The sequence below is a fragment of the Cellulomonas sp. FA1 genome, assembly GCF_000986825.1.
In the GTDB taxonomy this organism is placed as follows: domain Bacteria; phylum Actinomycetota; class Actinomycetes; order Actinomycetales; family Cellulomonadaceae; genus Cellulomonas; species Cellulomonas iranensis.
Window position 1 is genome coordinate 3646600 of record NZ_LBMY01000001.1, and the last position, 23131, is coordinate 3669730.

16 protein-coding genes are annotated in these 23131 nt (G+C 74.9%); 8 read left to right on the top strand and 8 right to left on the bottom strand.

The features are described from left to right. Window positions 1-83 precede the first annotated feature (83 nt). The 6 genes from GY42_RS16505 to GY42_RS16535 all read right to left on the bottom strand — a co-directional run bounded on the left by GY42_RS16505 (window position 84) and on the right by GY42_RS16535 (window position 9056). Complete coding sequence (locus tag GY42_RS16505) at window positions 84-2141, bottom strand: TPM domain-containing protein (RefSeq protein WP_082131618.1); 2058 nt, start codon at window positions 2139-2141, stop codon at window positions 84-86. A 94-nt stretch (window positions 2142-2235) separates the two neighbouring features. Continuing rightward, window positions 2236-3258, bottom strand: coding sequence for a GNAT family N-acetyltransferase (locus GY42_RS16510; RefSeq protein WP_046530151.1), 1023 nt, complete (start codon window positions 3256-3258; stop codon window positions 2236-2238). After that, entirely contained in the window at window positions 3255-4910 is a 1656-nt protein-coding gene (locus GY42_RS16515) for a DNA repair helicase XPB (RefSeq protein WP_046530152.1), read from the bottom strand. Before GY42_RS16515 ends, GY42_RS16510 begins: the two co-directional genes overlap by 4 nt. Window positions 4911-5033: 123 nt before the next feature. After that, complete coding sequence (locus GY42_RS18840; RefSeq protein ID WP_236686827.1) at window positions 5034-7433, bottom strand: helicase-associated domain-containing protein; 2400 nt, start codon at window positions 7431-7433, stop codon at window positions 5034-5036. A 35-nt stretch (window positions 7434-7468) separates the two neighbouring features. Next, a complete protein-coding gene (locus GY42_RS16530) occupies window positions 7469-7960 on the bottom strand; it encodes a hypothetical protein (protein ID WP_143320405.1) in 492 nt (163 codons plus the stop codon). Window positions 7961-8036: 76 nt separating this feature from the next. Further along, window positions 8037-9056, bottom strand: a complete 1020-nt coding sequence (locus tag GY42_RS16535; protein ID WP_046530154.1) for a hypothetical protein — start codon at window positions 9054-9056, stop codon at window positions 8037-8039. A 184-nt stretch (window positions 9057-9240) separates the two neighbouring features. On the opposite strand from GY42_RS16535, the gene GY42_RS16540 reads away from it, so the two are divergent. From GY42_RS16540 to GY42_RS16575, 8 genes are all read left to right on the top strand, one after another. Beyond that, window positions 9241-10317 carry an LCP family protein gene (locus tag GY42_RS16540; RefSeq protein WP_046531149.1) on the top strand — a complete coding sequence of 359 codons (1077 nt, stop codon included), beginning with the start codon at window positions 9241-9243 and terminating at the stop codon, window positions 10315-10317. 197 nt (window positions 10318-10514) lie between these two features. Continuing rightward, window positions 10515-12404: a CgeB family protein gene (locus tag GY42_RS16545; RefSeq protein ID WP_046530155.1), complete on the top strand. Its 1890-nt coding sequence runs from the start codon at window positions 10515-10517 to the stop codon at window positions 12402-12404. 14 nt (window positions 12405-12418) lie between these two features. Next, window positions 12419-13675, top strand: a complete 1257-nt coding sequence (gene wecC / locus GY42_RS16550; RefSeq protein ID WP_046530156.1) for a UDP-N-acetyl-D-mannosamine dehydrogenase — start codon at window positions 12419-12421, stop codon at window positions 13673-13675. A gap of 431 nt (window positions 13676-14106) precedes the next feature. After that, window positions 14107-15624 carry a glycosyltransferase family 4 protein gene (locus tag GY42_RS18425; RefSeq protein ID WP_160309429.1) on the top strand — a complete coding sequence of 506 codons (1518 nt, stop codon included), beginning with the start codon at window positions 14107-14109 and terminating at the stop codon, window positions 15622-15624. Continuing rightward, window positions 15621-16787, top strand: a complete 1167-nt coding sequence (locus GY42_RS16560) for a glycosyltransferase (RefSeq protein WP_046530157.1) — start codon at window positions 15621-15623, stop codon at window positions 16785-16787. Before GY42_RS18425 ends, GY42_RS16560 begins: the two co-directional genes overlap by 4 nt. Further along, the gene (locus tag GY42_RS16565; protein WP_046530158.1) at window positions 16784-18520 is read left to right on the top strand and encodes a heparinase II/III domain-containing protein; all 1737 of its coding nucleotides are present in this window, start codon (window positions 16784-16786) and stop codon (window positions 18518-18520) included. Before GY42_RS16560 ends, GY42_RS16565 begins: the two co-directional genes overlap by 4 nt. Next, a complete protein-coding gene (locus tag GY42_RS18430; RefSeq protein WP_052748459.1) occupies window positions 18517-19122 on the top strand; it encodes a hypothetical protein in 606 nt (201 codons plus the stop codon). The genes GY42_RS16565 and GY42_RS18430 overlap by 4 nt, the downstream gene beginning before the upstream one ends. Further along, on the top strand, window positions 19115-20542 hold the full coding sequence (locus GY42_RS16575) for a hypothetical protein (RefSeq protein ID WP_160309430.1): 1428 nt from the start codon (window positions 19115-19117) through the stop codon (window positions 20540-20542). Before GY42_RS18430 ends, GY42_RS16575 begins: the two co-directional genes overlap by 8 nt. Here GY42_RS16575 and GY42_RS19950 read toward each other — a convergent pair. Together GY42_RS19950 and wecB are read right to left on the bottom strand one after the other, a co-directional pair. Beyond that, entirely contained in the window at window positions 20530-21933 is a 1404-nt protein-coding gene (locus GY42_RS19950) for a DUF6270 domain-containing protein (RefSeq protein WP_052748460.1), read from the bottom strand. The genes GY42_RS16575 and GY42_RS19950 overlap by 13 nt on opposite strands. Window positions 21934-21983: 50 nt before the next feature. Continuing rightward, a complete protein-coding gene (wecB, locus tag GY42_RS16590) occupies window positions 21984-23102 on the bottom strand; it encodes a non-hydrolyzing UDP-N-acetylglucosamine 2-epimerase (RefSeq protein ID WP_046530160.1) in 1119 nt (372 codons plus the stop codon). Window positions 23103-23131 lie beyond the last annotated feature (29 nt).

Here is a 23131-nt window from a genome sequence, read left to right on the forward strand (position 1 = left end):
TCCTGTGTCGCCGACCGGACCGTCGGTCCGTGTCCCGTGCCGCGCCCGCCGTCGGCGGCGGGCGCCTCGTCCTCGCGTCGCGGTCAGAACCCGCCGCCGCGACCACCGCCGCCGAAGCCCCCGCCGCCGCCGCGTCCGCCGCCGCCGAAGCCACCACCGCGACCGCCGCCGCCGAAGCCGCCGCCACCGCCCCAGCTGCCGCCGCCACCGCCCCAGCCGCCACCGCCGCGGCCGCCGCCGCGCAGGATCGAGTCGATGAGGATGCCCCCGAGGATCATGCCGCCGAGGTCGCTGCCGCCCCCGCCCGAGCCGCGGTACCGGTCGTCGTCGCGCCGCTGCGCGTTCTCGACGTCGATCTGCGCGAGGCGCTGCGCCTCGGCCACGAGCTGCTCGCCGTGCTGCGCGGTGACGAGCGCGGCTTCGGGGTCGGTCGCGCGCTGGTCGAGCGCGCGCAGCCGCAGCCGGTCCGCCTCGGCGAGCCGCGTGCGGGCCTGCGGGCCGACCGCGCCGCGGCGGGTGCTCACGTAGTCGGTCGTCGCGCGCACCGCCGACTCGAGGCGGCCGAGCGTGTCGCCCAGCAGCGCGGCCGCGCGGCGGCTCCGCTCCTCGGCGTCGCGGCGCGGTGCGAGCGCCGCGTCGATCGCGGCCTCGGCCGCGGTCAGGCGTCGCAGCGCCGCGAGCGGGTCGCCCGTGCCCTGCCGGGCGGCACCGGCCTCCTCGACCGCGGCCCGTGCCTCGGCGACGTGCGGCGCGACCGCCGGGTCGCCCGCCGCGAGCCGGGCCGCGTCGGCCAGGTCGGACGTGATCGACGCGATGCCGGCGTCCAGCCGGGTGTTCGCCACCGCGAGGTCGGCCCCGGCCGAGTCCACCGCGTCGAGCAGGCGCGCGGCCTGGCCGAGGGCCTCCTCGGCCGCGCGCGCGAAGCCCACCGCGGCGCCCTTGTCGCCGGCCGCGGACCGCTCGCGGCCCTGGGCGAGCGCCGCGTCGACGTCGCCCAGCAGGCGGTCCGCCTGGTCCGGGTTCCCCGCGACCGAGCCGAGCGTGTCGGGCGAGTACCGCTGCGCGAGGGCCGCCGCGGCGGCGCGCGCCGGCTCGACCCGGGCGCGCAGCCGCTGCTGCTCGCGCTCGTGCGCGTCGAGCGCGTCGTCCACCCGGGCCTCGATCGCGCGGAGCCGGTCGAACGCCTCCTTCTGCTGGTCGAGGTGCTGCTCGACCTGCGCGCACAGCCGCAGGATCTGCGTGGACGTCGCGCGCACCTGCTCGTCGGTGTCGGGCACGTCGTCGTCGAGCGTCTGACGCAGGCGGAACGCCTCGGTGAGCTGCTGCTTGCCCTGCGCGAGCACGGCCTCGAAGTCGCGCGTGCTGTCGGGGCCGAACTGCGCCTGCGCGAAGCCCAGCTCCTCCTCCGACGAGCGCAGCGCGTCGTCGAGCGCGACGAGCGCCGACGCGGACCGCCGGTCGAGCTCGGGCGTCGGGACCCCCGCGAGCTCGTCGACCGCGCCCGCGGCCCGTGTCGCCCCCGCCGAGTCGCGCAGCACGCCCGCGGGCTGCCGGCGGCGGCGCAGGACGCCGAAGAGCAGGACGCCGCCGATGACCGCGAGGCCCAGCAGCAGGACGACGGCGAAGCCGCCGCCCGACGAGCCGCCCGACGCACCGCCGCCCGTCCCGCCGCCCGCCGCGTCGACGATCCCGTCCGCGGCGGTCACGGCGGCGCCGTCCCAGTCGTCGCTCCCCAGCTCGGAGCGCACGTCGGCCGCGACCCGGTCGAGCTGCGACGACGTGATCGTCCCGAGCGACGTCGGCGCGAGCGTGAAGTCGCGGTCCTGCACGGCCACGGCCAGCACGGCGTCGCTCGAGCCCAGCCCCGACAGCTCGGCCGCGTCCGACACCCACGCCTCGGCGGACTGCCCGTCGAACGAGTCCACGTACACGACCGTCAGCCGGTACGGGGTGTCCTCACCGACCCGGTCGACCGCCTCCTGCACGCGTGGCACGTCGGACAGCGCACCGGCCCGGTCGACGACCGTCGACCGGAACGCGAACGGCGGCTCCGCCGCCGCGGGGGCGGCCAGGGCGACCGCGAGCACCGCCCCCACCCCCAGGGCAGCGGCGGGGACGAGGGCACGACGAGCCAGACGCACGCGACGATCCTTTCTCAGGCCGGCACCCGTGGCAACGCGCCCCGCCCTCTCCCGGTTCCTGTCGCGGTGCACCTCGTGCCTCCGCCCCGGGGTGTCAGTCCGCGTCGACGTACCGGTGCCAGGACTGCGTCACGTAGCGCGTCGCGAAGCCCAGGGACACGTACAGGTCGGTCGCGCCCGTGGGGGAGTCCGCGTCCACCTCGAGCCCGACGTGGCCGCGGCCGCGCTCCGCGGCGTCCGTCACGACCGCGTCGACCAACGAGCGCGCGACGCCCCGCCCGCGCGCGGACTGCCGCACCCCGAGGTACTCGACGTAGCTGCCCGTCGCGCGGCCGTCGTCGGCGGTGACCTCCGCGGCGACGAGCACGCCGACCGGCTCGGGCTCCGCACCGTCGACGAGCTCGGCGAGCCACCAGTGGTCCCACCGGTGCCCGGGGTCGGCCCGCAGCCGCGCGAGGAACTCGTCGAACGTCTCCTCGTGGTGGTTGAAGTGGTCGACGAACGCCTCCTCCAGCAGCGCGTGCGCCGCGACGAGGTCGCCCGCGTCGGGCATCCCGTCCGCACCGCGCTCCAGGCGCCGCACGCGCACGCCCGGACCGGTCGGTCGCAGCCCCCGGTCGTCGTCGCCGACGGGGCGGCGCATCTGCCACCACGTGCGCACGCGCGCGTAGCCCGCGGCGGCGAGCCACCGCTGCTGCCGCGCGTCCGCGTCGAACGCGCCGCTGTCGAGCTGCGTGCGCGCGAGCCCGCGGGACCGGGCCAGCGCGACGCCCGCGCGCTCGGCCCACGCGAACAGCTCCGCGGCCAGGGCGTCGCCCGTCGCGTCGTCCAGCGCGGGGTCGACCACGACCGCCACCAGGACGCGCCCGGCGGCGCGGTCGTGCGCCGTCGCCCAGCCGCGCGCCTCGCCGGCGGCATCGCGCACCACCACGTGCGTGCGCGTGGGCGCCCCGTCGCCCGCGACCTCCGCGAGCGTCGCGTCCGCGCTCGCGGACCGTGCGCCGTGCGCGGCGACCTCGTGCCGCGCCCGCAGCGCGTCCAGGTCGGCCACGTCGTCGGGCCCGGGCGCGTGCGCGTGCCACCCGGCCGGGAGCGCGGGCGGAGCGGCCTCCGTCACCGGGCGACCCCCAGGTCCCCGAGGTCCTCCGCGTCGACGATCGTGTACGCGTACCCCTGCTCCGCCAGGAACCGCTGGCGGTGCGCCGCGAAGTCCTGGTCGACCGTGTCGCGTGCGACGACCGTGTAGAAGTGCGCGGTCTTGCCGTCGGCCTTGGGCCGCATGATCCGGCCCAGGCGCTGCGCCTCCTCCTGCCGCGAGCCGAACGACCCCGACACCTGGATCGCCACCGAGGCCTCGGGCAGGTCGATCGAGAAGTTCGCGACCTTCGACACCACGAGCTTCGTGATCTCGCCCGAGCGGAACGCGTCGAACAGCCGCTGCCGTTCGCGCACGGGCGTCTCCCCGGTGATGAGGTCGGCGCCGATGTGCTCGGCGAGCTCGTGCAGCTGGTCGAGGTACTGCCCGATCACGAGGGTCTGCTCGCCCGCGTGCTTGGCGACGAGCGCGTCGACCACGCCGTTCTTGCCCGACGCGGTCGCCGCGAGGCGGTACTTCTCCTCGGGCTCGGCCGTCGCGTACGTCATGCGCTCGTGGTCGGGCAGCGTGAGACGCACCTCGACGCACTCGGCCGGGGCGATGTAGCCCTGCGCCTCGATGTCCTTCCACGGCGCGTCGAACCGCTTGGGCCCGATGAGCGAGAACACCTCGTCCTCGCGGCCGTCCTCGCGCACGAGCGTCGCGGTCAGCCCGAGGCGGCGGCGCGCCTGCAGGTCGGCGGTCATGCGGAAGATCGGCGCGGGCAGCAGGTGCACCTCGTCGTACACGACGAGGCCCCAGTCGCGTGCGTCGAGCAGCTCGAGGTGCGAGTACACGCCCTTCCGCTTGGTGGTGAGCACCTGGTAGGTCGCGATCGTGACGGGCCGGATCTCCTTGCGGGTCCCCGAGTACTCGCCGATCTCGTCCTCGGTCAGCGTCGTGCGCTTGACGAGCTCGTCGCGCCACTGCCGCGCCGAGACCGTGTTGGTCACGAGGATCAGGGTCGTCGTCGAGCTCCTCGCCATCGCGCCCGCGCCCACGAGCGTCTTGCCGGCGCCGCACGGCAGCACCACGACGCCCGAGCCGCCGTGCCAGAAGCCCTCGACGGCCTGCTCCTGGTACGGCCGCAGCGACCAGCCGTCCTGCGCGAGCTCGATGGGGTGCGCCTCGCCGTCGACGTACCCGGCGAGGTCCTCGGCGGGCCAGCCGAGCTTCACGAGCACCTGCTTGAGGTGCCCGCGCTCCGAGGGGTGCACGACGACGTCCGTGTCGTCGACGCGCGCGCCCAGCAGGCCCGCGGTGCGCTTGGAGCGCGTGACCTCGGCGAGCACGGCCGCGTCGAGCGCGTGCAGCACGAGCCCGTGCACGGGGTGCTGGACCAGCTGCAGGCGCCCGTAGCGCGACATCGTCTCGGCGACGTCGACGAGCAGCGCGTGCGGCACGGGGTACCGGCTGTACTCGAGCAGCGTGTCGACGACCTGCTCGGCGTCGTGCCCCGCGGCGCGCGCGTTCCACAGCCCGAGGGCGGTCAGGCGGTAGGTGTGCACGTGCTCGGGCGCGCGCTCGAGCTCCGCGAACGGGGCGATGGCGCGCCGGCACGCGGCGGCCTGGTCGTGGTCGACCTCGAGCAGCAGGGTCTTGTCGCTCTGGACGATCAGCGGTCCGTCGGGCACTCGGCTCTCCTGTGGTCGGGTCGCGGGGCCGGGGACCCGGCGCCCGGTGGGGCGGGGTCCGGCGGTCTCACGGGGTCGTGGGGTCCGCGGGCGTGGCGTCGGCGATGCGGTGGACGGCGACGGTCAGCTCGGCCTCGCGGCGCGGGTCGAGCGCGCGCAGCCGGCCGCCCTCGACGCGCAGCGGACGCAGCAGACGGCGCTCGGGCCGGCCGTCGGGTCCGACCAGGTCCACCCAGACCTCGGTCCGGGACTGCGCCGCCTCGCGCAGCACCACCAACACGTCCCCGGGCTCGGGTGTTCCCGCGGCCGGCGCGGCGGGGCCGGTGCGGTGCGCGGGCGCGCGCCGGTCGTGGGGCGTCGCGCCGCGACCGCACGCGCGCGGTCGCCGACGCTCGGGGCACCGGCCGCGGTGCCGTCACTCGCACCGCCGGGCGTCGCACCGGGTGCCGGTGCGCCGCCCCCGCCCTGCTCCGCCGACGCCGGGTCGCCCGCCGCGTCGGCGGACGCGCGCCGCAGCGTCGCGACGACGCGTGCGGCGCGGTCGGGCAGCGGCTGCTCGCGCACCGGGTCGGTGCGGCGGGTCCGGGCCCGCACCCGCCGCTCGGGCGCGGCCGCGTGCACGACCGTGCCGCTCGCGTCCTCCGCGACCGGGGCCAGGCCCCGCGCGCGCAGCGCGTCCAGCAGCTCGGCCGGCGACGCGTCGGCCACCAGCACCGTCGGCGCCAGCAGGCGCGGGCGCAGCGGTGCGAACCGCGGGTCGTCGACGAGCCCGGCCAGCAGCGCGGCGTCGTCGGCCCGCACGTACGACGACGCGGCACCCGCGCGGACGCGCCCGTGCCGCCGCGCGACGTCGCGCACCAGGTACTCCAGCGGCTGCGGCACGCGACCCCGCGCCGCCGTGGACAGGCGCGCGAGCAGGTCGTCGGCCGGCAGGCCCGAGTCGAGCGCGCGCAGCACCGACTCGGCCGTGAACCGGACGGTCACCGCACCGCCGCGGGACTCGACCTGCGCCGCGAGGTCCAGCAGCTCCTCGAGCGCCTCGCCCGGGCGCCCGGGCACCACACCCGTGAGGTCGCCCTGCAGCAGCACCTCGTCGACCGGCGCCGGCAGGTCGGCCGCCAGCGCGGCGGCCGCGTCGGCGGCGGGCGTCGCGGCGGGCGTCGCCCCGGACCCCGCGGCGGGCCGGGTCGACGCCTCGGCCAGCAGCGCGCGACCGGCCGCCGCGAGCGCGCCCGCACCCGTCACGCCCAGCCGCTCGGCGTCGACGAGCGCCGCCTCCACCGCCGCGCGCGGCGGCACGGACCGCGGCGAGCGCCACCGCAGCGCGTCGTGCACGTCGTCACCGGTCGGTGCGGCCCCCGTCGGTGCGGCGGCGAGCACGTCGAGCACCGCACGCCGCAGCCGCGGCACCCACGGGCGCGCCAGCTCGGGGTCGAGCGCGGCCCGCAGCGCACCGCGCTCGTCGCGCGCACCCACGAGCCACGGCGTGCGCGACGACGCGAGCCACGCGCGGGCCAGCACGGCCCAGCGCTGCTCGACGTCCTGCGCGAGCCACACGTCGGCCTCGAGCGTCGGGACGAACGTGGGCGACTCCTCGCCGTCGTCCGCGAGCAGGCCCGCGGCCGCGGCGGTCTCGACGAGCCACGCGGCGTGCGCGTCGTCGACGTCGAGCGCCTGCGCCGTGCGGCGCAGGTCCCGCGCACCGAGCCCGCCCGCGCGCAGCACGCCCGGCGGCTGCGCGTCCCACCGGGCCAGCAGCTGGCGCACCAGGCGGACCGTGCGCTCGGCGGCCGCGGCGGACTCGGCCGCGACGGTGCGCGGGTCCCGCACGGGCGCGTCGGCCGCGGTCGGCGCGAGCGCGGGGGACCGGTGCGTGCGCCCGCCGCGCAGCCCGAGCGCGACGCGGCGCGGCAGCACGACGTGGCGGCCGTCGCCGCGCACCAGCAGACCGTGCCGCACGAGCCACGTGACCGCGTCGCCGGCCGGCGTCCCCGCGGGCGGCACGAGCCCCACGGGCGGCCCCCACAGCAGCGCGTCGAGCACCTGCGCGGCACCCGTCGGGGCGTCCGCGAGCAGCGCCGCGGGGTCGTGCGGGGCGTCGTCCGGCTCGGGCGTCGACGCGGGTGCGAGCCCGGCCGCCGACGGTCCGAGCGCGTCCGCCAGCCCGGGCGCGGCGTGCAGCGTGCCGTCGTCGTCGGGCCACAGCAGCGCGAGCGCGACCGCGTCGTCGACCGCGCGCCCCACGGCGTCCGCGTCCGCCGGCCCCGCGCCGACCGCCGCGAGGAGCCCCGCGCGCGTCGGCGCCGACGCGACGTCCGCGAGCACGACGGCCGCCTCGACGACCTGCAGCACGAGCGCGTCGACCCAGGTCAGGGCGCGGTCGAGGCTCGACCGGCTGGTGGCTCGCGCCGCCAGCGACGCGAGGGTCGCGGGGTGCGGCGTGGCCAGGTCGGGGCGGCGCACCAGCAGCGCGACGAGCTCGTCGTCGCTGCGTGCGCGCAGGTACCCGGTGAACGTGGCCATCCGCACCACGATACGTGCGGACCCGGTGCGGGTGCTCAGCAGCCCCGCGACCACAGGGCCTTGGCCCAGCCGCCGAGCTGCCACGCGTACCGCGCCGCCCAGCGGTCGAGCCCGAGGCGCTCCCGCCGGGCCACGACCTGCACGCCCTCGGGCACGCACCGGCCGATCAGGAGCCGCGCGCGCAGCAGGTTCGGGGTCGCGGTCACGACCGTCACCGTGTCCCAGCCGTGCGCGGCCATCTCGTCGCGGACCCAGCGCGCCTCGCCGCGCGTCGTGAACGGGTCCGGCCGTGCGCACGTCACGTCCAGCGAGCCGGGGTCCTCGCACAGCGGCACCCGGTCGTCGTCGTCCACCGACACCAGGACGGCGCCGGCCCGGCCCTGCTCGACGAGCTCGCGCGCCCACGCGACGCGCCACGGCTGCGGCGGGCCCAGCACGACGACGGCGTCGGCGACGCCCGGCGGGTCCTGGGGCGGCGCCACGAGGGTCGGCACGCCCGCGAGGGCGACCACCAGCGTGGTCGTCACCGTGGCCACGCCGAGGCGGCGCCACCGGCGTCGCCCGTCCCGCGTGACCTCGGCGACCGGCGGCGTCACCGGGCCGTCACGGGGTCGCCGCGCCCGCGTCGGGGGTCGTCCCGGTGCCGGGGTCCGGCTGCGGGGAGGGGCTCCCGCCGCCCGGGTCCGGCGCGGGTGCCGTCGGGTCCGGCGCCGACGGCGTCGTCGGGGCCGGGCCGGGGTCGGAGGGTGTGCCGTGGTCCGTGCCGGGGTCGCCCGTGCCCGGGCTCGACGCTCCCGGGGCGGCGCCGTCCGGGCCGGGGGCGGTGGTCGGGCCGCCCGCGCCGCCGGTCGCCGGACCCCGCGCCGGGGCGCCGGCCCCGGGTCGCGCGTCGCGGGGCGTCCCGCGGTCGTCCGGCACGGGGCCCGAGCGTGCGGCGACCCACGCGTCGTGGTCCTGCTGCACCGCCGCGGTCAGCGCGTCGAGCGTCTCGAGGTGCGTGCGCCCCGCGGCGGCCAGGTCGCGCGCGTGGGCCGCGTCGCGCGGTTCCCACGCGCCGGTCAGCCACGCCGACGCGGCGTCCAGCGCCGCGCGCAGCCGGTCGCGCGCGGCGGGGTCCGTCACCTGCCCGTCGGTCTGCGTCCACAGCGCGCCGCTCGCGTCGACCTGCGCGACGAGCGCCGAGAGCACGTCGTCGAGCGACGTCAGGAGGCTGCGCGCGACGAGCGTGGCCGACGGCGCGGGCGTGGGCGTCGGTGAGCGGTCGGGCGCCGGGGTCCCGGTCGCCGACGGCGCGGGGCTGCGACCGTTGACGGCGAGCGCGGTGCCGCCGACGCCGAGCGCCGCGACGACGACCGCGGCGACGGCGACCGCTCGGGCACGTCGGCGCCGCGGCGGCGGCAGGACCTCGGCCGACTCCTCGCCGGCCGGGTGCCCGTCCGCGACGCCGCCGTCGGCGCCGTGCGCGGCGGCCGCCGACGGGGCGCCCGCGGCCCGCACGGCCGCGGCGACGGGCTCGACGGTGGGCCAGGAGAACGTGTAGGAGGGCTCGGACGGCGTGGGCTCCGCGCCCGGGCTCGACGACGGCCCGGGCGCGCCCGCGCCGTCCCCCGTCTCGTCGGCCATGCGCCCAGGATAGGAAGCGACGCCGCGTCGACCCGGCCCGCCGGGCCCGACGTCACCCGCACGGCGCCCCGCCCGACCGGACTTTCGACGCAAAGGACGCGGCGGATGTCGACGTTCGGTGCACGTCGAGCCGGTCGTCGTCGTGCGTTCGTGCCGCCGGGCGGGCCTTCCCTATCCTTCGGGCGTGCCCTCCACCCCGACCCACGCCCGCCACCGCTCCCGATCGCGACGTGCGCTCGTCGTCGTGCTCGTCACCGTCGTCGCCCTCGTGGGCGTGGGCGTCGCCGGGACCTGGGGCGTGCAGAAGTGGCTGGCCTCGCAGGTCGAGCACATCGGCGACCCGTTCGCGGGCATCACGGCCCGGCCGACCCCGCCGCCGCCGACGGGTGGCACGGACGGCGGCGAGGGCGAGGTCGTCGACCACGGCGCGATGAACATCCTGGTGCTGGGGTCCGACTCGCGGATCTCGGCCGGCGACCCGAACCAGTGGTCGTTCGGTGCGCAGCGCACCGACACGATCATGCTCGTTCACCTCCCGGCGAGCCGCGACGCCGCGTACCTCATGTCGATCCCGCGGGACTCGTGGGTCGACGTGCCGGGCTACGGCGAGCAGAAGATCAACGCCGCCTTCTCGTACGGCGGGCCGTCGCTGCTGATCCAGACGGTCGAGCAGCTCACCGACGTGCGCGTCGACCACTTCGTGGTCACGGACTTCGACTCGTTCGTCGGCATCACCGACGCGCTGGGCGGCGTGCGCATGACGCTCAACCAGGACCTCAAGGTCGGGGACACGGTCGTGCCCGCCGGCAAGCAGCAGCTCCTCACCGGCGAGCAGGCGCTGCGGTTCGTGCGCGAGCGCAAGTCGCTCGCCCGCGGCGACTTCGACCGCGTGCAGCGCCAGCAGGCGTGGGTCCGCGCGATCGTCGCGAAGATGCGCAACGACGGCACGCTCCACAACCCGGTGACGTCCGCGCGCTTCCTCGACGTCGTCAGCCGCTCGGTCGCCACCGACGACGGCCTGGACGAGGCCGTCATGCGGGACCTGCAGGACCGCGCCAAGAACCTCGGGTCGACGGACATGCGGTTCTTCACGGTGCCGTTCACCGGCACCGGCCGCAGCCCCGACGGCAAGCAGAGCATCGTCGTGCTGGACCGCCCCGCGCTCGCGGACCTGATGGCCGCCGTCGCTGCCGACTCGCTGGGCGAGTACCTCGCGGAGCACGAGGCGGACCTCGACATGCTGCCGCCCGTCGTCGAGTGACGCGTCCGGGCGTCGTGCCGCTCCGCACGGGTGCCTCGGGGCCCGCCGGACCGCGACGGCAACCGTTTGCTCCCGGTTCGTCCCACCGGAGGCCGTGAGCCCGGGCACGGACCTGGGAGACCGTCCAGTTCGGCCGCTATCGTCTCAGGGGCGACACCGCGGCCGGGACGGTGACGGCCGGCGGGGGAGGACGACGAATGGACGCGCGCGCGTGGCGCAGGGCCCTGTGGCACCTGCGGCACGGCGGACCCTCCGCGCTGCGGACCCACCTCGCGCGCGAACGTGCCGGGCGGCCCGGTCCGCGCGGCGTGCAGGCCCGCGTCGACCGCCGGGGCCGGCTCACGTACCCCGCGTGGCCCGTGCCGACGGCACCGCTGCGCCGCGCCGACCTGCGCGTGGCGGTCGTGCTCGACGACTTCTCCCGGCTGGCGCTGTCGTACGAGTGGCAGCAGGTCGAGGTGACGCCCGCGGACTGGCGGCACCGGCTCGAGACCGAGCCGGTGGACCTGCTGTTCGTCGAGTCGGCGTGGGCCGGCAACGGCGGCGCGTGGCGGTACCACCTGACGGGCGCGCAGGGCCCGCGGCCGGCGTTCGTCGAGCTGGTGACGTGGTGCCGCGAGCACGGCGTCCCGACGGTCTTCTGGAACAAGGAGGACCCGGTCCACCACGAGGACTTCCTCGACGCCGCGCGGCTGTTCGACCACGTGCGGACGACGGACGGCGACGTGCTGGACCGGTACCGCGAGGAGCTGGGGCACGACCGCGTGGGTGTGCTGCCGTTCGCGGCGCAGCCCGCGATCCACAACCCGGTGCGCCCGGACGGGGGCCGGGCCGCGCGTGACGTCGCGTTCGCGGGCATGTGGTTCTCGCACCGGCACCCCGAGCGCCGCGAGCAGCTCGAGACGCTGCTGGGCGGCGCCCTCGACGCGTCGTCGCGCATGACCACGGGGCTGGAGATCTACTCGCGCCAGCTGGACGGCGACGAGCGGTACCAGTTCCCGCCGCCGTTCGACGAACGCGTCGTGGGGTCGCTGGACTACGCGTCGATGCTGACGGCGTACCGGGCCCACAAGGTGTTCCTCAACGTCAACACCGTGGTCGGTTCGCCGACCATGTGCGCGCGCCGCATCTACGAGATCACGGCGTCCGGCACCCCGGTCGTGTCGACGCCGAGCCCCGCGATCGACGCGGTCTTCCCCGCCGACGAGGTCACGCAGGTCGCGGACCGGCGCGAGGCCGAGCTGACGCTGCGTGCCCTGGTGCGCAGCCCCGAGCTGCGCGACCGTCAGGTGCACCGCGCGCAGCGCCGCATCTGGGCGGGCCACACATACGCGCACCGCGTCGACGAGGTCCTGGGGGCGACGGGCCTGGCGGCGCACCGCGTGACGGCGGCGCGGCCGCGCGTGAGCGCGCTGGTCTCGACGAACCGGCCGCACCAGCTGCCGCACGTGCTGGCGACGCTCGGCGCGCAGCGCGACGTCGACGTGCAGCTCGTGCTGCTCGCGCACGGCTGGGACCTCGACGAGGAGGCCGTGACGCGGGCCGCCGCCGAGGTCGGGCTCACCGACGTCGTGCTCCTGCACGCCGAGGCGACCGTGCCGCTGGGGGAGTGCCTCAACCGCCTGGTCGCGGCGGCGGACGCGCCCGTCGTGGCGAAGGTCGACGACGACGACGTGTACGGCGAGCAGTACCTGGCCGACCAGGTGCACGCGCTCGGGTACTCGGGTGCGGACGTGGTCGGCAAGCAGGCGCACTACGTGTACGTGGGCGGTGCGGACGTGATCGCGTTGCGGCTGCCGGACCGTGAGCACCGGTTCACGCACCTCGTGATGGGCCCGACGATCATGGCCCGCCGCGAGACCGCGACCGCGGTGCCGTTCCCCGCGCTCGACCGCGGCGAGGACACCGGGTTCCTGGCCGCCGTGCGGCAGGCCGGGGGGTCCGTGTACTCGGCGGACCGGTTCAACTTCGTCCAGGTGCGGCGCGGCGACCCCGCGGCGCACACGTGGACGGTCAGCGACGCCGAGCTCCTGGCCGGTGCCGACGTTCAGGTGGCCGGGTGGGTACCCGGGCACGCGATGGTGTGAGGAGTGGTCGGGGGATGACACCCACGACGGAGGTGCCGGTGCCGACGGTGGCGGTGATCGGCCTGGGGTACATCGGGCTCCCGACCGCCGCCGTGCTGGCGATGCACGGCGCGGACGTGGTCGGCGTCGACGTGAACGCCGCCACGGTGGACGCGGTGAACCGCGGCGAGGTGCCGTTCGTGGAGCCCGACCTGGAGATCGCGGTCTCCGGCGCGGTGGCCCAGGGACGGCTGCGCGCCGAGACCAAGACGCCCGAGGCCGACGTCTTCATCGTGGCCGTGCCGACCCCGTTCACGGGTGACCACGCGCCCGACCTCGGCTACATCGAGGCCGCGGCGGACGGCATCGCGCCCCGCCTGCGCGGCGGCGAGCTCGTCGTCCTCGAGTCCACGTCCCCGCCGGGGGCGACCCGCCACATGGCCGACCGGATCCTCGCGGCCCGGCCCGACCTGAGCCTCGACGGCACCGACGGCCGACCCGTCGTGCACGTCGCGCACTGCCCCGAGCGCGTGCTGCCCGGGCGGGTCATGATCGAGCTCGTCACCAACGACCGCATCGTCGGCGGCCTCACCGCCGAGGCGGCCGAGCGGGCGAAGGCCCTGTACGCGATGTTCTGCCAGGGCGAGATCATGCTGACCGACGCGGTCACCGCGGAGATGGCCAAGCTCGTCGAGAACTCGTACCGCGACGTCAACATCGCGTTCGCCAACGAGCTGTCGGTGATCGCCGACAAGCTCGGCATCGACGTGTGGGAGCTCATCGAGCTCGCCAACCACCACCCGCGCGTCAACATCCTGCAGCCCGGGCCCGGCGTCGGCGGGCACTGCATCGCCGTCGACCCGTGGTTCATCGTGGACGCCGCCCCGCAGGAGGCGCGCCTCATCCGCACCGCGCGCGAGGTGAACGACGCCAAGCCGGCGCTGGTGGTGGACAAGGTCCGCACGGCGGTCGCGGGACGCGACCGGCCGACCGTCGCGGTGCTCGGCCTCGCGTTCAAGGCCAACATCGACGACCTGCGCGAGTCTCCGGCCCGTCGCATCGTCGGCGACGTCCTGGGTGCCGTGCCCGGGGCAACCGTCCTCGTCGTGGAGCCGCACGTCGAGGAGTTGCCCGCCGAGCTGCGCGACCGCGACGACGTCGAGCTCGTGCCGCTCGAGACCGCCTACTCGCGCGGCGACGTCGTCGCGGTGCTCGTCGACCACGACGCCTTCAGGGCGTCGCCCTACACAGGGCCCGCGCCGGTCGTCGACACCCGAGGCCTGTGGCGATGAGCCGGGCCGAGTTCTTCGCGGACGTCGCGGCGGGCGCGGCCCGCGGTGACACCGTGGACGGTGCGCCGGACTTCCTCGACAGGGACGAGCAACTGCACCTGGCCCTCGAGCACGTGGGTTCGCTCCACCGGGAGCTCGGTCGTGTCGTCAAGCTCGCGGAGGCCCGCGAGGCGGCTGCACTCACGGCGATCCGCTCCGCGAAGGAGATCCTCGAAGGCCGCGTGCCGGGGCCGACACGTCGCGAGCGGCTCGCGTCTGCGCGTCGTCGTCGGGCGGACGGACGCCTGACCGCGGCCGCCTACCTACGCACGGTGGCGTGGATCCTGACCAAGAGCAGGAGGGCAGCTCGTGCCGAAGGGCTCGCGGCACTCGAGCGGTCCGTCGGAGCGACGACCTCGGCGTGGAGCGGAGACCGGCCTATCCGCGACCTGATGGCGCGTGGTGAGCACGACGCCGCGTACGTCCTCGCGCGCGCGCTGCTCAGCCAGCACGGTGGCAACCCCCGCTACCTGGCGCTGTTCCGTGAGGTGCAGACGAAGCGCGGCGCGGTGTCGTCGGTGCTGGCGACGACCCGGAAGATCGAGAAGCTCACGGCAACGAGCCCGCGAGCCGCGCGCAAGATCGAGGGGCGGCTCCGCGAGCTGTCGGGGTGGTACCCGCGGATCCCCGGCCCGCGCGAGCCGGTCGCCCCGCGGGACGACCGCACGGTGCTGCACCTGGTGAAGGAGAGCCGGCCGTACCTCTCGAGCGGCTTCACGTCTCGCAGCCACCGGAACTTCCTCGCCGAGGCAGCCGCCGGACTGCGGCCGGTCGTCGTGACGGAGCTCGGGTTCCCGCGGTCCGTCGGCGTGGTCGGCGTCGATCGCGTGCGTGAGGTCGACGGCATCGAGCACCGCGTGCTCGACGTAGGGGGCGGCACGGTCGACGACCTGCCGGTCGACCTGTGGCTCGAACAGTTCGCGCAGGCGGCGTACCGGGAGGTGCGTGACGTCCGGCCTGCCGTGATCCACGTGAGCTCGGGTCGGCGTGGCTACGAGACCGCGCTCGTGGGGCTCGCCCTGAAGGAGAAGACGGGGTTGCCGCTGGTGTACGAGGTGCGGTCGTTCTTCGAGGCGAACTGGACCGGGGAGCAACGGTGGGAGGCCTCGGGCGAGACGTTCCTGCGCCGCCTCGCGGTCGAGCGGATGTGCATGGAGGCCGCGGACGCGGTCGTCACGATCGGCGAGGCCATGCGGGACGAGCTGCTCGCGCGTGGCGCGGACCCGGCGCGGCTGCACGTCGTCCCCAACGGTGTCGACCCGGACGACTTCGTCCCGGTCGAGCGACCCGTCGACCTCGCCGCCAGGCTCGGGATCGGTGGCGTTCCGACGTTCGGCTACGTCTCCAACATGGACCACTACCGGGAGTCGCAGGAGACGTTGCTGCGGGCCGCCCGTGTCCTGGTCGACCGGGGACGCGAGTTCCGGTGCGTGCTCGTGGGCGGCGGCGCGCGTGCGGAGATGCTCGCGAGCCTGGCCGACGAGCTCGGCGTCGCCGACCACGTGGTCTTCACGGGACCGGTGGACCACCTCGACATCCCGGACTACTACGGCCTGATCGACGTCTTCGTCGTCCCGCGCGTGAACGAGCGTGCGGCGCGGTACGTCACACCGCTGAAGCCCTTCGAGGCGATGGCCCTGGCCAAGCCCGTCGTGGTCTCCGACCTTCCTGCTCTGACCGAGATCGTCGCACCCCCCGAGCGCGGGCTCACCTTCGGTGCTGGCGACCCCGAGCACCTCGCGGACGTCGTCGCGGCGCTCTGGGACGACCCCGTCGAGTCGGCGAGGCTCGGCGCTGCAGGTCTGGAGTGGGTGCGGAACGCCCGCACGTGGGCGATGAACGGGCCGCGGTACCTCGAGGTCTTCGACCGCGCCCGGGCTGCCGCCGCCGATCGGGAAGTGACGGAATGATCGCGCAGTTCGAGAGCTGGCGCGCCGGGCCCGGCTCACCCGCCACCGAGGCGTTGCACGCGCTGCGCCTCGTCGCGGGTCGCCACCGGGAGCCACGGCTCCTGGGGGTGGCTCCGGTCGCGCGGATGAACCCGTACCAGTCGCAGCTGTACCGCGCGTTCCCCACCCACGGGATCGCCGCCGCTCCGGTGAACGAGGCGGCGAGCTTCGGCCAGCTGGCCGAGGTGAGTGGTCTGGCCCCCGTCACGGTGCACCTGCACTGGCTGAGCTTCGTGCTGGGGCAGGCCGAGGACCGGCGTGCGGCACGGGTACGCCTGGACGAGTTCCGGGCCGGGCTCGACGCGTTCCTCGCGCAGCCCCGGACGTCGCTCGTGTGGACCGTGCACAACCTCGTCCCGCACGACGCCCGACACCTCGACCTGGAGATCGAGCTGCGGAACGCCGTGAGCGAGGCTGCGGGTCTGGTCCACGTGATGTCGGCGGCGACGGTCGAGGCCGTCCGTCCGAACACCCTCCTCGACGCCTCGAAGACCCTGGTCGTGCCCCACCCGAACTACCGTGGCTGCTACGCCGACCACGTGACCCGGGAGGACGCGCGGCTCGCGCTCGGCCTCGAGCCGGACGAGCTGGTGTTCGTGCTGCTCGGAGCGATCAAGCCCTACAAGGGCCTTGAGGGGCTGCTCGACGCCTTCGACGACGCGCGCGGAGCGCTCGGGCGGCGCGTGCGGCTGGTCGTCGCCGGGCAACCGGACGCCTCCGACGAGGCTCAGCGGTTCGTCGAGCGGTGCCTGGTCCACCCCGACGTCCTGGTCGCAGCGAATCGCGTGCCGAGCGAGCACGTGCAGCACTACCTGCGTGCGGCCGACGTGGGGCTCGCGCCGTACGACCGCGTCCTCAACAGCGGGGCCGTCCAGCTGTACACGTCGTTCGACCTGCCCGTCGTGGTCCCTGACGTGCCGGCCGTACGGGAGTCGCTGGCGGCGGGCACCTTCCTCGCGTACGGCCCCGGTGGGCTCGCAGGTGCCCTCGCGGCCGCGGAGCGGTTCGCGGACGACGACGAGGTTCGCGCAGCGGTGCGGCGGAACACGGACAGGTTCGACGCCACGCGCGTCTCCGCCGCGCTGGCAGACGCGGTCCGGGAGCGTACGGGGGGAGCGGCGTGACGCACGAGGTCGTGGGGAACCCCCGCGGGCAGCTCTTCCACACCTACACGACGATCTCGCGGCACGACCCGTCGCCTGCGGCGCTCGCCACGATGGTGCTGGACGGCCGGCTGCGCCTCTTCCCGCACGCGGAGGTCGACCTCGAGCAGCCGTTCACGTGGAGCGAGGACCCTCTTGACGACGCGAACTGGCGGTTCCAGTTCCACAGCCTCGTGTGGCTCGACAGGGTGCGGGAGGCCGGTGCCGAGCTCGACGAGCCGGTCGTCCTCGCCTGGTACGAGGCGACGCTGCGGTCGTGGATCGACGCGAACGCGCCGGGCGCCGCCGCGTCCGAGTACGCCTGGTTCGACATGGCTGTCGGGCTGCGCGCGGTCGTTCTCGCGTTCGCCGTCGACCACTTCGGGCCGCAGGACTGGCTGCTGCGTGCGCTCGAGGTCCACGGTGCGCACCTCGCGGACCCGCAGCACTACGACGAGCGCGGCAACCACGGGCTCCACCAGGATCTCGGCCTCCTCGTGGCCGCCCAGCTGCTCGGACGGGACGCGTGGGTGCGGCTCGCACGTGACCGCATCGTCCGGATGTTCGAGGCCGCGATCGACGAGCAGGGTGTGTGCCGTGAAGGTTGCGTCGACTACCAGTACCGCAACTACCGCTGGTACCACGAGGCGCTGCGGCGGCTGACCGCGGCCGGCGTCACCGACGTGACGGATCTGGAGGACCGGCTCTCGCGGATGCCGGAGTTCCTCGCGCACGCGACCGCTCCCAGCGGGGACTACGCGCTGCTCGGTGACACGCTCCAGCACTCCGCGGCACGCATCGAGGGCACGGCCGCCGACTGGGTGCGTGAGCGTACGCAGGCGCCGGCTGACCGCGTGCGCGTGTACGACGCCGGCTACGTCTTCGCACGACGCCGCTGGACGACTTTCGCCGAGGACCGGGAGAACGCGTACCTCACCCAGCGCTTCGGTCCTGGTCGGGCGACCGCGGTCCACGGCCACGAGGACGCCGGCTCGATCACGCTCGACGCGTTCGGCGAGACGCTCCTGCGTGACTCGGGGCTGTACGCGTACGAGGCCGGTGACGAGCGTCTGTACTTCCGCGGCCGCGCGTCGCACAACGTCATCGACGTGCCGGGTCGCAAGTACTACCCGAGTGCGCACGCCGACCTGGTTGCGCTGGACACCGACGACGGGCGGGTGTTTACCACAGTCAAGGTCGTGGCCCTCCAGGGCGTCGTCTGGCACCGGACCTCGCTGTGGCTGCCCGAGGAGCGGGTGCTCCTCGTGGATGACCGCGTTCGCGTGCACGGGGATGACACCGTCCTGCAACGCTGGCAGCTTCCTGAGCACGCGCGTGCTGAGGTCGGCAGTGATGGCTCCGAGGTGATTGTCACCACCCAGGCGGGCAACGTCGTGCGGATGTGCCAGTACTCCGCGCCTGATCGCGTGGTGATCGCATCCGGTGGACGGCAGCCGCTCGACGGGTGGGTGAGCCGCAGCTACCGCGAGATGACGCCGGCGCCGGCGCTGACGTTCGCGCAGCACGGCGAGTCGGTTCGGTTCACGACGCTCATCAGCTACGCCGACATCGCAGACCGGCTGACCACAGTCCGCCTGCACCGGCGGTCCGCGAAGGACCTGAGGCTCACTGTCGGGCACGGGACGGACGCGGCGGGGCTTCTGGTCTCGTCGGACGGTTACGCCGCGACGCGTGACCCGGGCGTAGATCTGTGACGGCCGCCGAGAGGATGGACGCTGGGCTCGTCGCGCGAGTCGCGGCCCTTGAGGCGGAGCTGGCTGTGCTCCGGCGCCGTGTCGAGGCCAGTGCGCCGGACCGGACAGTCCCCGCGTCCCCGTACGTCCTCTTCGAGGAGGGGGTCCAGGTCGCGCCCGACGTACGCATCGTCGCCGCGGACGAGGCGCACCGGGTCGAGCTGCTCAAGGGCTCGGCGCTCTACCGCGAGACGGAAGTGATGGGGCCGTTCCGGCTGGGCCGGCGATCGTTCGTCAACCGCGGCGGGTTCGTCCAGGGCGGGGTCTCAATCGGGACGAGCGTGGCCATCGGGCCGGGCGTCGCGATCATCACCGACTCGCACGAGATCGGGCAGCGGCATCGTCGCGCCGGCGACCGTGTCCACGGCCCGGTCGTCATCGAGGACGGAGTCTGGGTTGGGGCATCAGTGACGATCGTCGGTCCGGTGACGATCGGGGCCGGGGCCATCATCGCGGCCGGTGCCGTGGTAGTACGCGACGTCCCGCCGGACGTGGTGGTGGGTGGTGTGCCCGCTCGGATGCTGCGGGCGATCGAGGATGTGGAGGGTGACGTAAGTGGCTGAGACGCCAGAGGTCGACGGGCGCACGGCAGCGTCGTCGCGGGCGCGTGTGGCGGGGTTCGTCCGCATGCTGCAGGCCGACCCGGCTCGGACCTGGCAGGAGACCCTGCTGAGCGGAGACGTACGGCCGCGAGGGTTGACGATCGTGGGCACGGTCGTGCGTGGTCGGGTCATCTCGCTCGTACTCCGGGACGCGACCGGCGTGCTGCACCTCGTGACGATCCACGACAACATTGCTATGGGATGCCCGATCGCCTCGGTCTTCACACGCGACGTAGGGACCTACTGGCGAGACGACGCGGCGGGTGACGCGCGGATGGACGAGCATGTCGGTGCGTTGGAAGCCGCGATGCACAGCATCGACAGTTTCTTCGACGACACTCCTGCGGACTACCGCGTGCTGGTCCGGGGGAATGCCAACTTCGCGCACGTCGCGCTCTCGGTCATGTCGGCGCTGGAGCGGGCCGTCGACCAGGCACGCGCCGAGGGCGCGGTGCTCCGCGGGGCCCGGTTCGTCGAGCGTCACCCGTTGGGCGACCCGTCCGACCTGTACCCCGAGCTCGGCGGCACCACGCTGGTCGCCGAGCTGTCCGAGGACCTCGGGGCGGGCATCCGCGCCACGCGTGATGCGTTGGTGCCGCTTGCGCTCGGCGTCGCGAACAAGAAGCCGTTGATGAGCATCACTGACGGCGTCCGCAGGAGGCTGCACGCCTTCGTCCCGCGGGGCACTGTCGGCTCCGGACTGCCCGCCGCCGTGCGCGCCGGCGAGCACGATGTCGTCGTGTGGGTCTCGCTACGGGGGCTTGGCCGGCGTGCGGTTCCCGCGATCGAGATGGTCGACCTCGTCGAGATGCTTGCACGCGTGCTCGCTGAGCGCGCCGAGCGGCCGGCGATCCTCTTCGACGGCCTGTCGTTCCAGTGCGGCGACCTTCCGGATACTGACATGGCGGGCTTCCCCATCGCGCGGCATGTCCAGCTCGAGACCCTGCTGGCGGAGATCGCCGCCGATCGGATCGCTGCGGTGGCACCGGCGTGCACGACGTACACGGCCGTCGGGCTCGCGCTGTGGGAGTCCTTCCAGCTCGCGAGAGTCGTCGACGCGTATCTGGTCCACGACGGCACCACCCAGCACAAGATCGGGTGGATGCGCCCCGACCTCCCGGGGGTCGTGCACGGACCCCGCCAGCGGAACGTCGGGCAGGGCTTTATCTGGCACCCGGTCGACTCCGGGACGCCGGCGGTGTATGTCCCGCGGGACTGCGTGGTCGACCACAAGCCGGACACGACGTCGGTCCCGCACGCGAACTACGGGTACAGCCTCGTAGCCGGAACGGGTCTGGAGGAGTTTCTCGGGGCTTTCGTCGACGTCATCGGGCACGACGACGCGAACCGGGAACTCTATGAGCGTTTCTACTCCGCTTGATCCGGCCCTGCGGGGACCGCTGACCGGGAGGTCTCCGCGCGGAAGATGTCGACGAGTTCGTCGTGCGAGCGTGACCGGAGCGTCAGGAACGTCGCGCGGTAACGGAGGATCGACCTCGCGTCGAGCTGCCGCGTCACGCGTGCCGGCGCGCCGCTGACTACCGCACCTGCCGGGACGTCGCGCGTCACCACGCTGTTGGCACCCACGATCGCGAACGCGCCGATGGTGACACCTCCGAGCACCTTGGCCCCCGTGGCGACGTACGCGTACGGCTCGATCCTGGGCACGTTCAGCGACCGGCCGCGCCGCTCGCTGTAGCGGGACGGTCGCTGCGCGCCACCGATCGTGACGTTGGAGCCGATCGTCACCCCGCGCTCGATCTCAGCGAGCTTGTGCACGATCACCCCCATGCCGCCGTACCCGAACTCGACGTCCTCGCCAAGCTCGAGGTCGTACGGGATGTACGAGTTGTGCAGCACCTTGATCAGGTGCTCGCACAGCAGGGCGCGCTCGACGTTCCCCGCCTTGAGGTAGCGCTGCGCGGACAGCCAGATGCGGTAGGCGCTGGGGATGCGGTCTGCTCGGACCGGCATGGAATCGAGCCACGGGTCGACGATCTTGTCCCACCCGAACCGGCGTGTGAACTGCGGATCGGGAAGGTCGTCGGGCACGGGCACGGGCACGGGCGCGAGACGTGCCTCGATCGTGCGGCCGAGCGTGCGGTAGGTCCCCTCGTCGTAGTGGAACGGGGCCTCGCCCCACCGGTGCTGCGGGTCGGCGCGGACGGCCGCGACGGGGAGCGCGTGCACGGCGACCCCGTGCGTTCGTGCCGCGTCGTAGTAGGGCGCGAACAGCGCGTTGGCGGTCTCGGCGTCGAAGGTCAGAGACCTGCCTGTGCGCGCCCCGGACGTGGTGCGCTCCGCCCAGGGCACCGCGAGCAGGAGGGTGCGGTCGAGCAGGTCCAGCGTGCGCAGGTCCGCTACGAACCGCTCGAGCGCGTCGACCCACAGCGCGAGATGCTCCTGCGTCCCGAACTCGACGAGCCGGTGCTGCGCGGCGAGGGTCGCGTCGTGGCCGCTGGCGATGAGGTCGACCGACCGTGTGACGTAGCCGTCGCCCACGCGGTAGACGCCGAGACGCTCGTCGGTGAGGTCCCAGATGACCCCGGCGACCCGGTCGGCCTCCTGCGCAAGCAGTGGCAGCAGTGACGACGCGCGGTCCTCGGCGACCATCCGCTCGCCGAACGTCGCGTCGGTGTCGAGTCGCTCGCCGGCGTCGGGGACGGGGGCATACGCGGACACGAGTGACTGCCGGGCGACGTAGCGCGCGAGCGAGAAACGGGTCTCTGGCAGCAGCTCGAACGTGTCGCGGGCGACGCAGCTCCCGTACACGAACAGGCGATGGTGATCGGTGCCGCCAGGATGCGCGGGAGAGGTCACGCTCACGGAACGGTCCGCGCGGCCGGTCGCAGGTGGCGGAGCGCGGTGAGGCTCCGTTCCGCCGCCGTCCCGTCCCCGTACGGGTTCTCGGCGGTCGCCATCGCGGCGTGCGCGCTCGTGTCGCGCAGCAGCGTGGTGACCTCCGCGACGATCGTCTCCTCGTCGGTCCCCACGAGCCGCACCGTGCCGGCAGCGACGGCCTCGGGGCGCTCGGTGGTGTCCCGCATGACCAGCACGGGCGTCCCGAGGCTCGGGGCCTCCTCCTGGACGCCGCCCGAGTCGGACAGGATCACGTGCGCCTCGGCCATGAGCCGCGCGAACTCCCCGTAGGGCAGCGGCTCGGTGACCAGGACGTTGGGCAGTCCGTCGAGCGCGGGCAGGATGGCCTCGCGCACCACGGGGTTGCGGTGGGCGGGCAGCACGACGAGCAGGTCCTCGTGCTCGCGGGCGATCCGCGCCACGGCGCGGCCGACGCCCTGCATGGCGTCGCCCCAGTTCTCGCGGCGGTGCGTGGTGACGATCAGCAGGCGGCGGCCGTCGGCGACGGCACGCGCGAGGGCCGGGTCGGTGAAGGGCACCTGCCGCTCGACGGCGGTGAGCAGCGCGTCGATCACGGTGTTCCCGGTGATGACGACGTCGTCCTCCGCGACGCCCTCGCGGAGCAGGTTGTCGCGGCTGACTCCGGTCGGCGCGAGGTGCAGCGCCGCGATCTGCGACGTGATCTTCCGGTTCCCCTCCTCGGGGAACGGCGACGCGAGGTCGCCCGAGCGCAGCCCGGCCTCGAGGTGCGCCACGGGGATCTGCCGGTAGAACGCGGCGAGCGCGGCGGCGGTCGAGGTGGTGGTGTCGCCCTGCACGACGACGGCGTCGGGCCGCTCGGCGGCGAGGATCGGGTCGAGGCCGTCGAGGACGCGGCTGAAGATCTGCGCGAGCGTCTGGCCGTGGCTCATCACGTCGAGGTCGTGGTCGGGCGTGATCTCGAAGAGCGCGTTGACCTGGTCGAGCATCTCGCGGTGCTGACCCGTGACCACCACGACGCCGTCGAGGTCGTCGCTCGCCTCGATCGCCTTGACCAGCGGGGCGCACTTGATGGCCTCGGGTCGGGTGCCGTAGACGGTCATGATGCGGGGTCGCACGGGGCGTTCTCCTG